This window comes from Agrobacterium sp. 22-210-1, assembly GCF_053522525.1.
On sequence record NZ_JBNWCI010000001.1, the window covers coordinates 1,287,624 to 1,300,999 of the forward strand.

Here is a 13,376-nt window from a genome sequence, read left to right on the forward strand (position 1 = left end):
CGATCCTCATTTCTTTTCCATGACGCACTGCAGCGGATGCTGGTGCTGTCGGGCGAAATCCATGACCTGGCTTACTTTCGTCTCTGCGACCTCATATGTAAACACCCCGCATTCTCCCACGCCGTGCTGGTGCACGTGCAGCATGATACGGGTTGCCGCCTCGCGATCCTTCTGGAAAAAACGCTCCAGAATATGGATGACAAACTCCATGGGAGTGTAGTCGTCATTCAGTAAAAGAACACGGTACAAATTCGGTCTTTTTGTCTTTGGCTTGACGCGGGTGATAACAGAGGTTCCGCGGTTGGTGCCGCCGTCTTCCCCGTCGCCCTCGCCCTGCATGTAGATCGGCCTAGCGATCATCTTTCATCATTCTCCACACTATTCTCGAACCGACAGCTCATCGCCAGCAGGGAGAACTTCGCCTCTTCATATCTAGGTCGTCGTGACGTGATTTTAAGCCCCTTACGCAACGGCGCAATCACTATTGCGTTTGCAAAGAGGCAAACCTCGGGAAAAGTGGGGATGCGGAGGCTTCCTGAGGGCGGGTGCGGGCAAACCGCTGATGGTGGCGGGTTTTCAGCCTGACGGAAAGGGTTACAGTGACCAACAGTGGGAGCGAATCTCTGTCGCACCGCCCTGCCGTTGCTCCTTGTCATCCAGCATTGTCATCCAGCATTTCGCGCACGGCAATCGCCAGCTGTTTCAGGGAGAAGGGCTTCGGCAGGAATCCGAATTTGGCATCTGCCGGCAAGTTTTTCGCAAAGGCGTCTTCTGCGTAACCGGACACGAAGATGAACTTCAGGTCGGGATAGGACTTGCGCAGTTCGCGAAGCAGCGAGGGGCCGTCCATTTCAGGCATCACCACATCGGAAACGACGATATCGACCTTGCCCTCCAGCTCCTCCATCACCTCCAGCGCCTCGGTGCCGGAGCCGGCCTCATGCACGGTGTACCCACGGGTTTCCAGCATGCGCTTGCCGCCGCGCCGCACCGCCTCCTCGTCCTCTACCAGAAGTACGACAGCGGAGTTGCCGGTGAGGTCAAGCGGTTCTTCCTTTACCGGCTCAGGTGCCGCCATCGGGGTGAGCGCCGTTTCACCGGGCTGCTGGCCCGCAACGACTTCCACCACATGGCGCGGCAGGTAAATACGGAACGCGGTGCCCTTGCCCACTTCCGATTCGGGATAGATATAACCGCCGGACTGCTTGACGATACCATAGACCATCGACAGGCCGAGACCGGTGCCCTTGCCGACTTCCTTCGTCGTGAAGAAGGGTTCGAAAATCTTGTCCATGATTTCAGGCGGAATGCCGGTGCCGTTATCGCCGACCTCGACCATGACCATGTCTTCCGCCGGGACTTCCGGACGGCCGAGAGCAGCCGCCTCCTTCGCATCCACATTGCGGGTGCGGATGGTGATCTTGCCACCATCAGGCATGGCGTCACGCGCATTGACGCAGAGATTGATCAGCACCTGTTCAAATTGCGACAGGTCGGTCTTTACCGGCCAGAGATCGCGGCCATAATCCACCTCGAGCTTGACATTGGTGCCAGAAATCAGCCGGTCGACCAGCATGCGCAGGTCACCGATCACATCGGTCAGATTGAGGATCGCCGGGCGCATGGTCTGCTTGCGCGAGAAGGCCAGCAGCTGGCGCACCAGAACCGCGGCGCGGTTGGCGTTGCGCTTGATCTCCATGAGGTCGGCAAAGCTCGGGTCGGCGGGCCGCGCCTGCAACAGCAGATGGTCGGACGACAGCAGGATGGCGGTCAGCACATTGTTGAAATCGTGGGCGATGCCGCCCGCCAGCGTGCCGACGGCGTTCATCTTCTGCGTCTGCGCCATCTGGGTTTCCAGCGCCTTCTGCTCCGTCACCTCTATGGCATAAACGATCGCCACTTCTTCCGGCGCCTCGTCGTCCTGATCGATGACGGCGTTGACGTAGAAACGGAAATGCCTGGTCTCGTCGCTCGGGTGGCGCGAATCGAACGGCGCGATATCGCCCTGACGGTCCTTCGCCTCGGCCAGCGCCTGTTCCAGTCGCGGCTTCTCATTGTCGTGCAAGACGGTTTCAAGCGCCACGCCCCGGTCGATATCGTCGCGTCCGACGACGCCGGAAAACAGCTTGAGGAAGGGTGCGTTGATGCGCAGAATGCGTCCTTCGCCATCCAGCGAAGCGATCGCCATCGGCGTATTGTTGAAAAAGCGGGTAAAACGCATGGCGGAGGAAGATTCCGTATCCTCCTGCCCCTTGGGGCGCATCAGAACGATCGTCCGGCTCTCGCCCGGCGCACCGTCCTTGGAACTGACCTGATGCACGAGGCGGGCCGGCATGCTCTGGCCGTTCACCCGGCGCATGTCGAGATCGAGGATTTCGGTGCGCTTGGCGCTGCCCTGCGGATGCACGGATTCGATCAGCGCCATGCCTTCGCCGGCAACGATGTCGGACACAGTCATCGAACCGGGTGAAAATTGCGCGAGATCGATGCCCAGCCATTCTGACAGGGTGGCGTTCAGATAAACGATCTCGCCCTTGCGTCCGGCGGAAAAGAAACCGGCCGGCGCGTGGTCCAGATAGTCGATGGCATTCTGCAATTCGCGGAAAAACCGTTCCTGATCTTCGCGCTCCGGCGTGATGTCGGCAATCTGGAAAACGTGCAGCCCCTCGCCGCCCGCATCCTTCAGCACCCGACCCTTAAGCCTGTACCAGTGCGGCCCGGCGCCCGCGTCATCGCCCAGCGGTTTCTGCAGCCGGAACTCCTCGTAACCGTCGCGGCCCTCCCGCAGCACGTTGATGAGCCGGTAAAGGGCTTCGGTGGATTCCCGGCTACGCGACAGCAGCGTCTCAAGGCTCTGTATATCGCTCGCCCTGGTGGTGCCGCTCATGCGGCAATAGGTGGCGTTGGCATAGACCATATGCCCCTTGGCATCGGTGATCAGCGTGCCTTCGGGATGGGCCGACAGGAAACGGCGGGCAAGCCCGTCCGATTGCGACTGGGGCATGACCTCGATGAAACCGATAATCGACGAAACCAGAAAAAAGATACCCATCATTGCCAGCACGCCGAGAATGCCGAGTACGATTTCGTTTTCCAAAGAGTTCTTGAAATAAACGAAGGCGGCGGCGGCGGCGATCAGCACCAGCGCCAGAAGCAGGATGCGCAAAACCGTGCCGGAACGGGCACGCCTGTCCACCAGCGGAAGGTCGTTGTCGCTTGTCTCGCGCACCCGTGTCATCTTGGCCTCGCAGTCGTGCAGGTCGTCATTCGGTCAGCCACGGTCCTCGACGGAATCGGGCGTTAAATTTCTTGTAGCAACTCGCTTGAGCATCAAAAAGCTCCGCCGGGCCACAAAGGCTTAAAAACGCACAGGGAAAACGGCCTGAGAGGCGCAATACACCGGCCTTTCAGTCGATGAGGGAACTCAAAGCCACACCAACCGGTTTGTATTACAGGGGGACGGTGGCGGATAAACCTTGTATCGCGCCCAAAAAAATCGTCTTTTCCTGTTTGACGTTCACACTATAAGAACCACGGCAATATTAATTGCTCGAAAAAATCTGAAGGGATGATCTCCATGATGGAAGATTTTATCGGCACCTATGGAAACAATCTCATCGTCGCCGTCGTCGGTGTGGGTGTGGCGCTTCTCGTTCTGGCGATCGCTTTATGGCTTCTGCGCAGGCGCAGCGGTTCGGCTCCGTTTATCCGAGGCGGACGCAACCGGCAGCCGCGCCTGCAGGTTCTCGACGCGACGGCCGTTGATGCGCGCCGTCGTCTGGTGCTGGTTCGCCGCGACAATGTCGAGCATCTGGTGATGATCGGCGGGCCGACCGATATCGTCATCGAAAGCGGTATTGGCGCAATCCCGATCGTCAGGGACGTGCAGGAGCCGGAATTGAAGGCGCTGCCGCGTCAGGAGAGCGAACCGAAGAGAGCCGAGCCGGCCATCCCCCAGGAACGCCGTGCCGCCCTGCCGCAACAGCAGCCCGTCGCAGCGCCAGCCCCGGCTCCCGTGTCACAGGAACCCGTGAGAGCGCCGCAGCAGCGGCCGGAACCCATCGCACCCGCCCCTCGCCCGCAACAACCGGCCGCAGCAACTGCGCCACTGCCGTCGCGTCCACCGACACCACCCCAATCCGTATCGCCCCAACCCGTATCACCGCCGCCCGTCGCAATCCGCGAGCCCGCTCCACCGGCAAGGCAAGCCGCACCTGAGAGAGAGACCACTCGTCCCGCACTGCCGCCCTCAGCAGTGGTTGCCCCAGCTCCGGCAGCTGCCATTTTACCGGCCGCCGCCGCATCGCTCGACATGGCCGGCGAACGCAGCGAACCGCGTCGCGCAGAGCCTTTCGTGCCTGCTCCAGTACAGACACCCATACCGGTCGCACCGCCAGTGCCTGCACAGACGAGTCAGGCAAAGGTGGAAGAAGAACGGCCCACGGTTATCGCTCCGCCGGTTTTTGCCGCGCGCGAGCCGGTGCTCGACCAATCCAGCGCCGCTGATTTTCTCGATGCGGCGCGCGAGCGGGTTCTTCCCGGCCTCAAGTCCGAACCGAATGCACCGCCGGCCCCTTTCCCGCCGAAACCGGAAACTCCCGCTTTTGCGTCCAATGACGCCGAGCCGAAATTTTCCGATGAACTGGCCAGCGATTTCGAGAGTTTTCTCGAGGCGGAGATAGCCAAGAGCAGGGATGCGGACAATGAACCGTCCATTGCCGCCGCCCCGGAAAAGCAGCAGAAAAACGAACCGGTTTTGCCACCAGTTACCGGAGCGTCGCCAGATGGTGACGTGCAGAAAGAAATGGCGCGTATTTTCGGCGAGCTTTCCGTTACCCGCGACCGCTGAGGCGGCGCGCATGAAGCTTCAACGCAAAAGGGCACGGAATAATTCCGTGCCCTTTTTGTATGTCCGGTGCTTGAGATGGCCGGTTCGCGGCAGCGTCCGGCACAGCAGCCTTGTTATTCGTCGCGATAAACTTTTTCGCGACGCTCGTGACGTTCCTGCGCCTCGATGGAGAGCGTCGCTATCGGGCGGGCGTCCAGACGCTTGAGGCCGATAGGTTCACCCGTTTCCTCGCAGAAACCGTAGGTGCCGTCTTCGATCCGCTGAAGAGCCGCATCGATTTTAGAAATCAGCTTGCGCTGACGGTCGCGGGCGCGAAGTTCGATCGCCCGGTCTGTTTCGGATGAAGCCCGGTCAGCAAGATCGGGATGATTGGCGCTTTCTTCGGCGAGATGTCCGAGGGTCTCGCGCGCTTCTCTCAGGATGTCATTTTTCCAGGCGACCAGCTTCGCGCGGAAGTAGGCCCGCTGGCTGGCATTCATGAACTCGTCGTCTTCCGAGAGTACATATTTGCTAAGATCGATCTTCTCACTCAACGCGATTCTCCTCGAAGAACATCTCAATGCGGCGGTGTATACTCCAATGATATAGGCCGGTTCAAGTCTACAGATCAGTTTTCAGGCATTTTTAAAACTGACACAAAAATCATCTAAATGACTAATTTTTATCCTTTATTGGCGTCGAGGCGATCTGTTCTTCGATCACTTCAATGCGACTTGCCAACAGGAAAGAGGACTTGCGGTCCCGCGATCCTATCCTGTAGCATCCGGCTGTACCCCAGAGTTTCGAACGCCGGTCCCCGCCCTTGACAGATTCTCATCCGAAGCGAGTTTATCTTTTGCGCCACGCCAAAGCCGCCTGGGCGGCGCCTGGGGAACGCGATTTCGACCGGGGATTGAACGAGGCAGGTTTTGCCGAGGCGGAGATCATTGCCGATCTTGCCTCCGACCGGCGCTATCGCCCCGACGTGCTCTTGTCTTCCACCGCCGCACGCTGCCGGCAGACCACACAGGCCTGGCAGCGCGCCTTCAACGAAAGCATCGAAATCGCCTATGTCGATGAGATGTATAATGCGCGCAGCGAAACCTATCTCTCCCTCATCGCAGCGCAGACGGATGCTGATTCGGTGATGCTGGTGGGTCATAACCCCACCATGGAGGCGACACTGGAAGCGATGATCGGCGAGGATCTTTTGCATGCCGCCCTGCCCTCCGGTTTCCCGACCGCAGGGCTTGCCGTGCTCGATCACGACGGCAGTGCCGTAAATGGCGAGGATCGCTGGCGGCTGGTCGATTTTCTCTCACCGGGCAAGTAGCGGACCATTACGTCATGGCGCTATCGCCGACGGTATCAATCGTGAAAATCCACCGGGGCGCTTCTTTTTTGGGCAGCCGCGACTTCCTATATTGCAGCCGTGATCATGAACCACAGCCGGGAAACTGCCATTGCCGCCTTCTCTGACGTCCCTGACAGACAGTGCGCTTATCGCGCTCGATAATCTGGCCGACCGTGCGAGCAACCTCACCCATCCGACATTGCGGCTTGGCGTTACCGGGCTTTCCCGGGCGGGCAAGACGGTTTTCATTTCCTCCCTCGTCCACAATCTCCTGAATGGCGGCCGCCTTCCCTTATTCGAGGCCATGCGGTCAGGCCGCGTCTCGAATGTGCGCCTCGAGCCGCAGCCGGACGACGCCATTCCCCGCTTCCAGTACGAAGATCATATTCAGGCTCTGGTGCGCGACAGGCTGTGGCCGGATTCGACGCGGGCGATCTCGGAACTCAGGATCACGCTGGATTACCAGAGCGCCAGTGGTTGGGGCCGGTGGTTCTCGGCCGGCAAGCTATCCATCGATATCGTCGATTATCCCGGCGAATGGCTGCTCGACCTACCGCTTCTGTTGCAGGATTACAAACAGTTCAGCGACGCGACCGTCGCGCTCGCCGGGACAGGTATCCGTTCAGAGCTGGCGCAGGAATGGCTGGCGATTGCCTCCTCGCTCGATATCAATGCGCCTGCCGATGAGATGACGGCGAGACGGCTGGCGGAGAGTTTCGCGGCCTATCTGAAGGCCTGCAAATCAGACGAAAGATCGCTCTCCACCCTGCCGCCTGGCCGTTTGCTGATGCCCGGCGATCTGGAAGGTTCTCCGGCGCTGACATTTGCGCCCCTGCCGGGGCTGACCGATGAAAAAGCGCCGAAAGGCTCGCTGCGCGCCATGATGGAGCGGCGTTACGACGCCTACAAGTCGATCGTGGTCAAACCCTTCTTCCGCGAACATTTCGCCCGCCTCGACCGCCAGATCGTGCTGATTGACACGCTGCAGGCCGTCAATCGCGGACCGGAAGCCGTTCAGGATCTGGAACGGGCGCTGGGCGATGTGCTTGCCTGTTTCCGGCCCGGCACCAACAGCCTCCTGTCGTCGCTCATCGGCCGGCGCATCGACAAGGTGCTGATCGCCGCCACCAAGGCCGACCATCTGCATCACGAAAGCCATGACCGGCTGGAGCGGCTGACCCGCCGTCTGGTGGACCGCGCCATCACCACAATCGGCATGAACGGTGCCGGCATCGAGGTCATGGCTCTCGCTTCCGTGCGCGCCACCAGAGAGGCAAGCGTGCGTCAGGACGGCCACGAACTGCCCGTCATCGTTGGCACACCGATGGCCGGTGAAACCATCAATGGCGAGACCTTCGACGGCAATCGCAAAACGGCGATCTTTCCCGGCGACCTGCCCGAAGACCCGGAACCGTTGTTTCGCAGCATAGACGAGGATGGCGACAAGGCGACGCTGCCGGATGTCAACGTCGTGCGCTTCCGCCCGCCAAATGTGGACGAGCCGGGCAGTGGCGGCATCCGGCTTTCCGTTCCCCATATCAGGCTCGACCGTGCCATGCAGTTCCTGTTTGGAGACAAGCTCGCATGAAGGCTCCCACACCCACCGATTCGCAGGCCCGCCGTCCGGCGGCTTTCACGTTAGAGACAGAGGAGACGGCACGGCCGTCGTCCGCGCAGAAACGCGCGCCGCGCAGCTTCGATACCGAGATTTCATTGACGACTGACGAGGACGATCCGTTTCTGGCACCGGAGGAGATCGATGCCGCCGCCTTGCCGGTGGCCTCGCCGAAGAAAAGCCGCTTCTCTTTCGGCAAACTCGCGCTCGGCGCGCTTGGCGTCTTGTTCTCGCTCGCATTCGGCCTCTGGGCGGATCAGCTTATCCGCAACCTGTTTTCCCGCTCCGACTGGCTGGGTTATACGGCGAGCATCGCCCTTGTCGTCGCGCTTTTCGCCGTTCTCGTCCTCGTCGGGCGTGAAGTCTTCGGTATCATGCGGCTCAATGCCGTGCAGTCGCTCAAGGCCGATGCGGAGACGGCGAGCCTCGACAAGAGCCCGAAACCCGCCCGCGCCGTCATCACCCGCCTGAATGCCATCCTTTCCCACCGCGCCGAAACGGCCAAGGGCCGCGCGGCGCTGAAGGATACGGAAAACGATGTGATTGACGGCCCCCATCTCATCGAGCTTGCCGAGCGTGAATTGCTGGCGCCGCTCGACCGGCAGGCGCGCGCACTGATTCTCAATTCCTCCAAGCGCGTCTCCGTGGTCACCGCCGTCAGCCCCCGTGCGATCGTCGATCTCGCTTACGTGTTGTTCGAGGTGACGCGGCTGGTTCGGGCCATGGCGGAACTTTACGGCGGCCGTCCCGGCACACTCGGCATGCTCCGGCTGCTGCGCGACGTCGTCGCCCATCTGGCCGTCACGGGTTCGATCGCCGTCGGCGATGGTATCGCCCAGCAGGTTCTCGGACACGGCCTTGCCTCGAAGCTTTCCGCCCGCCTCGGCGAAGGCGTCATCAACGGCCTTATGACGGCGCGAATCGGTATTGCGGCGATGGACCTTTGCCGCCCGCTGCCGTTTCGTGCCGTGAAGCGGCCGGGGATCGGTGATTTCATGTCCGACCTGACACCCGATTTAAGCGGCAGAAAAAGCGGCGAAAAAGCCTGATTGGCAAGACATGGGCGGTTCAAAAGGTTACGAACAAAGCCGCGAATACGGGTGAAATAAACCAAGCATTAACCATTCCGCCGGTAGATTGCCGCCTATCGAACAGGCTTCTTCGCCGGGGAAAGTATCATGTATTCGCGCTTCTTTTCGCTTGTGGGCGGACTTGCCGCCATATTGTCCGTCAGCGGCGGTTTCGGCCTGTCTGACGTCCATGCCGCATCGCGCGATCGCGACGACGTATTCTTCCGCTCCGTGGCCGGCGTCTGGAAAGGTCCGGGCGAAATCGTCGCGGGCAAATACAAGGGCACCAAATTCACCTGCGATCTGACGGGTGAGCCGCTCGATGACAAAAAGACCGGCATCAAGCTTGGCGGCACCTGCCGCGTCGGCGTCTTCAGCCAGCCCATGTCCGCCATCATCAGCCAGAAGGGCAGCAGCTACGAAGGCAAGTTCCTCGATGGCGCCGAAGGCAAGGGATTGGATATTACCTCCGGACAGGTCAGCGGCGACAAGGTCGTCGTCGGCATCAACCGCTCCAAGCTCAATGGCGCCATGGTTGCCCGCGTCTCGAGTGACAATTCGATGAACATCACTATTTCCGTCAAGGTCGCCGACCAGATGATCCCTGTCATCGGCGTGACACTGGCACGCGACATCGACCAGCTCGCCGTCGGCTCGATCAAGCCCTAAGCACGATAATACTCTCAGTCATTACCGAGCGGGAGTGTCCACCACTCCCGCTTTTCATTTGTGCGGACAATACCGCTTCTATCCGCCTGCTGAAGCCATTCCCGCACCGGCTTTCCCCGGACCTCGATATCCGGAGCGATCTCGGCGAGCGGCATCAGCACGAAAGCGCGCTCCGTCATACGCGGATGCGGCACTTCGATGCTTTCCGTTACGATAACCTCATTGCCATAGGTCAGCACGTCGATATCGATGGTACGCGGCCCCCAGCGCTCCGTGCGCACCCGCTTCATGCCCCTTTCAATATCTAGGCATAGTTGCAGCAGCGCGGGCGCCGTAAGCGAGGTTTCGACCAGCGCACAGCAATTGAAGAAATCGGCCTGATCCGTCTTGCCCCAGGGAGGCGTGCGATAAAGGCCGGAGACGGCCAACAGGCGGCAATTTTCATGCCTATCCAATTCGTGCAAGGCCTTGGCCATCGCGGCGGCGGGATCGCCGATATTGCCGCCGAGACCCAATGCGGCGACGGTCATCTTTTCAGGCACGGTGTTCAACACTCACCTGCGCGTAGTCGAGAATGCCGGGAACGGGAGCGGACGGTTTACGCACCGTGATGCGCAACCAGACGATTTGCGGGTACCGGGCGCGCAGCGCCTTGGCGATGTCGTTCGCCAGCGCCTCGATGAGATAACGGCGCTGCCCCACGACGATTTTTTCAATGACGGCGAAGGCCACGCCGTAATCGACGGTATTTTCGATGTCGTCGGTTTCCAGTGCGTCACCCGCCTCGACCTCCATCTCGGCATCGACGAAAAAGCGCTGGCCCAGCACCTCCTCCTGCTCGAGAAGACCATGACGGGCGAAAAAGGAACAGTTTTTCAGGATGATGGTATAGCGGCTCATCGCATCGCCTCCATGGCAGGAATGTTTCGCCCGAAAGTCGCACCTTTGTGGGGACACGGCGTTCCGGCACTCGTTGATCTACGCATCGGCCTTTGCCGGCGCTTTGGCAAGAACCGCATCGGCAATTGCCAGTGCATCGCGTGTGGCAGTGACATTGTGCACGCGAAAAATCGAAGCACCCGAAAGGCGCAGGATCGCTGTCGTCGCAGCCGTTCCGATATCGCGTTCGGGAGCCGCATCCCGGCCCGTCAGCGACCCGATGAAACGCTTGCGCGACGTGCCGGCCAAAACCGGCAGGCCGAAAGCGGCAAGCTCACCGAATCGCACCATAAGCTCGACATTTTCATCCTCGTCCTTGGCGAAACCGAAACCCGGATCGAGCACGACGGCGTCGCGGGCAACACCCGCGTCCTCGGCGATCTCCAGCGAACGATTAAGGAATTCGAACTGGTCCTCGATGACATCGGCCCGTTTTTGCCGGTCGCGGCCAGTATGCATGATGCAGACGCCAGCGCGCGCAGCGGCGATCACGCCCGCCATCTCCGCATCCTTCTGCAGGCCGAAGACGTCGTTGACGATATGCGCGCCCGCTTCGATCGCAAGCCGCGCTGTCGACGCACGATAGGTATCGACGGAAATCAGAACCTCGCTCTCGCGGCGTAGCCTCTCGATGACGGGCAATACCCGATCCTGCTCCTGCGCCTCTGTCACATCCGCCGCACCAGGCCGTGTGGATTCGCCGCCGATATCGATGATATCTGCCCCTTCTTCCACGCAGGTCAGTGCATGGGAAAAAGCCGCATCGACGGCGAGAAAACGGCCGCCATCGGAAAATGAATCGGGCGTGGCATTGACGATGGCCATAATACGGCCACGCCCATCAAGTTTCAGGGAGCGGCCATGGGCCGCTTGCCACACGTTGCTGCCGGCTGTTATCACGTAACACGCGCCTTTCGGGAATAACGGAATGTTATGCCAATTCTTATAGGTTCCGCTCCGCCTATGCAGCAAACGTTTTTCAAGTTCAACCGGAAGGCCGGGTCATGACCAAATCATCACGTGCTCTTTGCGCCGCCCTTGCGGGCGCGCTGGCACTTTCCTCGGCTGGGCCGGCTTTTTCCGAAACCATCGTCCGCAAGACCTATTCCTATTTTTCGATCACCGGCAAAACCGCCGCCGATCTCGACCAGCAACTCTCAAAGCATGGCCCGCTGACGCGCAATACCGGCGCGCGCCATCCCGGCGCGACCGAGATCAAATTCGGCGGCGAGCTCACCTATGTGGAAAAAAACGGCCAGTGCAGCGTGGGAACGGCCAAGGTTCTTTTGAACACCCGTATCCTTCTGCCGCGATGGAAAAACCGCCGCCGCACCACGGCGGAGTTGGCCTTCATCTGGGATACGCTGCTTGCCGATATCAAACGCCATGAGGAACGACACGCGGAAATCGCCCGCACCCATGCCCGTTCGCTCGAAAGACAGCTGGCAGCCCTTCGTCCGCAGAAAAGTTGCGAAACGCTTCAGGAAATGGTCGGCAAGATCACCCAGTCGGTGATGGATGAGCACGACAGGGACCAGATGCGTTTCGATGTGGTGGAATCGAAAAATTTCGATGCCCGCATGACCCGGCTTTTGAAAAATCGGCTCGAACAGGGGCAAAATCGGCGGTAAACCGCCTTCGCCGCATTTTCCGCTAGAGACGCAACGCAACGGAAACATGACGTTACGTCATGTCCGATCTCACCCGTGACTTCTCGTCATGGTGCCGCCGCCGAGACTCATTGTAGCTTGTTCATACGGTTTTTAACGGTTGTGGCCCGCAGCGGGTCCGACGCTCAAAACCCTCTCCGGTTCTCCCGGTGCGCACTTGAGGGCTCGCAGGTGTTTCCTCCCTCGCCTGCATGCTGCGTACCCGCCTCGCCCCGCTCTCCTCTACCTGGTGAGCGGGGCTTTTTCTGCGACCGGCAATGTGAAGAGCTTTCAGCCCTGGCGTTCGGGAACGTGAACGACAAGACCGTCAAGCTCGTCATTCATCTTGATCTGACAGGAGAGACGCGAGGTGGGGCGCACATCGAAGGCGAAATCCAGCATGTCCTCTTCCATCGGCTCCGGCCCGCCGACACGCTCCGCCCAGGCGTCATCGACATAGACATGACAGGTTGCACAGGCACAGGCGCCGCCACATTCCGCGTCGATGCCGGGAATGGAGTTGCGCACCGCGTTCTCCATGACGGTGGAACCGTTGCTCACATCGAGTTCATGGGGCGTGCCGTCAAAGGCGACGATGGTCAGTTTTGTCATGCCGGAATCCAAAATGGTGATCTAAGAACTGTTCTAAACACATAGAAAGGCCGGTTCGCCTTGGCAACCCGCTTCAAGGGCGCACAGGCTGAACCGGCCTTGTTAAATGGCAAATTTGATGAACTCAGCCTCAGCGGCAGAGCTTGAGGATGAAGTTTTCCGCCTCGACGATGGTTGCCGCGAGTTTCGCAATCGCGGCGCTGTCCTTGCCTTGGTCCTCTACCGCAGCTGCGGCGGCGGAAACGGCTGGGGCGCCGACGGCCTGCGCAGCACCCTTCAGGCGGTGGGCGGTTGCCCTCACGGCCTTGTCGTCGGCCTCGGCAATTTCATGCAATGCGGCGCGGGCGTTGCGGCTGAACAGTTGCAGCACTTCGATTTCCAGATCCTTGTCACCCATCGTCTGACGGGCAAGATGATCGAAATCGATCGGCTTTTTCGTAACGGCCGGCGCACCGCCGCAATTATCCGGAGCTTCGAAAGCAATACTGACCGCTGCCATGGCTGGAATTCCTTGTCTCGCCGTTTCTTGTTTCGTGTCACATCTGTGTCGTATTTACGCATCCAAACCGGTGCTATCGGCTTAAATTACGGCGTGACGCGGGCGAAAATCTTCTGCTATGGTTAATTTATGTTAAACTTA

Annotated in this window: 14 protein-coding genes; 6 read left to right on the forward strand and 8 right to left on the reverse strand. The window is 60.0% G+C overall.

Features of this window, described 5'->3' with window-relative positions:
- Positions 1-6: 6 nt before the first annotated feature.
- Together clpS and cckA are read right to left on the reverse strand one after the other, a co-directional pair.
- A complete protein-coding gene (gene clpS, locus ACQZ5F_RS06470; RefSeq protein ID WP_046800247.1) occupies positions 7-360 on the reverse strand; it encodes an ATP-dependent Clp protease adapter ClpS in 354 nt (117 codons plus the stop codon).
- A gap of 292 nt (positions 361-652) precedes the next feature.
- Complete coding sequence (cckA, locus tag ACQZ5F_RS06475) at positions 653-3,238, reverse strand: cell cycle histidine kinase CckA (RefSeq protein WP_046800248.1); 2,586 nt, start codon at positions 3,236-3,238, stop codon at positions 653-655.
- A 330-nt stretch (positions 3,239-3,568) separates the two neighbouring features.
- Between cckA and ACQZ5F_RS06480 the strand changes: the two genes are divergently transcribed.
- Entirely contained in the window at positions 3,569-4,849 is a 1,281-nt protein-coding gene (locus ACQZ5F_RS06480; protein WP_225339886.1) for a flagellar biosynthetic protein FliO, read from the forward strand.
- Positions 4,850-4,962: 113 nt separating this feature from the next.
- On the opposite strand, the gene dksA is transcribed toward ACQZ5F_RS06480, so the two are convergent.
- Entirely contained in the window at positions 4,963-5,382 is a 420-nt protein-coding gene (gene dksA, locus ACQZ5F_RS06485) for an RNA polymerase-binding protein DksA (RefSeq protein ID WP_046800250.1), read from the reverse strand.
- A 302-nt stretch (positions 5,383-5,684) separates the two neighbouring features.
- Between dksA and ACQZ5F_RS06490 the strand changes: the two genes are divergently transcribed.
- From ACQZ5F_RS06490 to ACQZ5F_RS06505, 4 genes are all read left to right on the forward strand, one after another.
- Positions 5,685-6,161 (forward strand): SixA phosphatase family protein, encoded by a 477-nt coding sequence (locus ACQZ5F_RS06490; protein WP_225339887.1) that lies wholly within the window; start codon positions 5,685-5,687, stop codon positions 6,159-6,161.
- A gap of 130 nt (positions 6,162-6,291) precedes the next feature.
- The gene (locus tag ACQZ5F_RS06495; protein ID WP_225339888.1) at positions 6,292-7,770 is read left to right on the forward strand and encodes a YcjX family GTP-binding protein; all 1,479 of its coding nucleotides are present in this window, start codon (positions 6,292-6,294) and stop codon (positions 7,768-7,770) included.
- Positions 7,767-8,846: a TIGR01620 family protein gene (locus ACQZ5F_RS06500; RefSeq protein ID WP_448731076.1), complete on the forward strand. Its 1,080-nt coding sequence runs from the start codon at positions 7,767-7,769 to the stop codon at positions 8,844-8,846. The genes ACQZ5F_RS06495 and ACQZ5F_RS06500 overlap by 4 nt, the downstream gene beginning before the upstream one ends.
- Before the next feature lie 129 nt (positions 8,847-8,975).
- Positions 8,976-9,536 (forward strand): hypothetical protein, encoded by a 561-nt coding sequence (locus ACQZ5F_RS06505; RefSeq protein WP_046800254.1) that lies wholly within the window; start codon positions 8,976-8,978, stop codon positions 9,534-9,536.
- Positions 9,537-9,550: 14 nt separating this feature from the next.
- Here ACQZ5F_RS06505 and folK read toward each other — a convergent pair whose 3' ends face one another.
- The 3 genes from folK to folP all read right to left on the reverse strand — a co-directional run bounded on the left by folK (position 9,551) and on the right by folP (position 11,375).
- A complete protein-coding gene (folK, locus tag ACQZ5F_RS06510; protein ID WP_170979831.1) occupies positions 9,551-10,066 on the reverse strand; it encodes a 2-amino-4-hydroxy-6-hydroxymethyldihydropteridine diphosphokinase in 516 nt (171 codons plus the stop codon).
- Positions 10,067-10,070: 4 nt separating this feature from the next.
- Positions 10,071-10,436: a dihydroneopterin aldolase gene (folB, locus tag ACQZ5F_RS06515; RefSeq protein ID WP_003502532.1), complete on the reverse strand. Its 366-nt coding sequence runs from the start codon at positions 10,434-10,436 to the stop codon at positions 10,071-10,073.
- A gap of 78 nt (positions 10,437-10,514) precedes the next feature.
- Positions 10,515-11,375: a dihydropteroate synthase gene (gene folP / locus ACQZ5F_RS06520; RefSeq protein WP_448731077.1), complete on the reverse strand. Its 861-nt coding sequence runs from the start codon at positions 11,373-11,375 to the stop codon at positions 10,515-10,517.
- 104 nt (positions 11,376-11,479) lie between these two features.
- Between folP and ACQZ5F_RS06525 the strand changes: the two genes are divergently transcribed.
- Positions 11,480-12,106 (forward strand): DUF922 domain-containing Zn-dependent protease, encoded by a 627-nt coding sequence (locus tag ACQZ5F_RS06525; RefSeq protein ID WP_046800256.1) that lies wholly within the window; start codon positions 11,480-11,482, stop codon positions 12,104-12,106.
- Between the two features lie 309 nt (positions 12,107-12,415).
- On the opposite strand, the gene ACQZ5F_RS06530 is transcribed toward ACQZ5F_RS06525, so the two are convergent.
- Positions 12,416-12,736: a 2Fe-2S iron-sulfur cluster-binding protein gene (locus ACQZ5F_RS06530; protein WP_003502527.1), complete on the reverse strand. Its 321-nt coding sequence runs from the start codon at positions 12,734-12,736 to the stop codon at positions 12,416-12,418.
- 130 nt (positions 12,737-12,866) lie between these two features.
- Entirely contained in the window at positions 12,867-13,235 is a 369-nt protein-coding gene (locus tag ACQZ5F_RS06535; RefSeq protein ID WP_046800257.1) for an Hpt domain-containing protein, read from the reverse strand.
- Positions 13,236-13,376 lie beyond the last annotated feature (141 nt).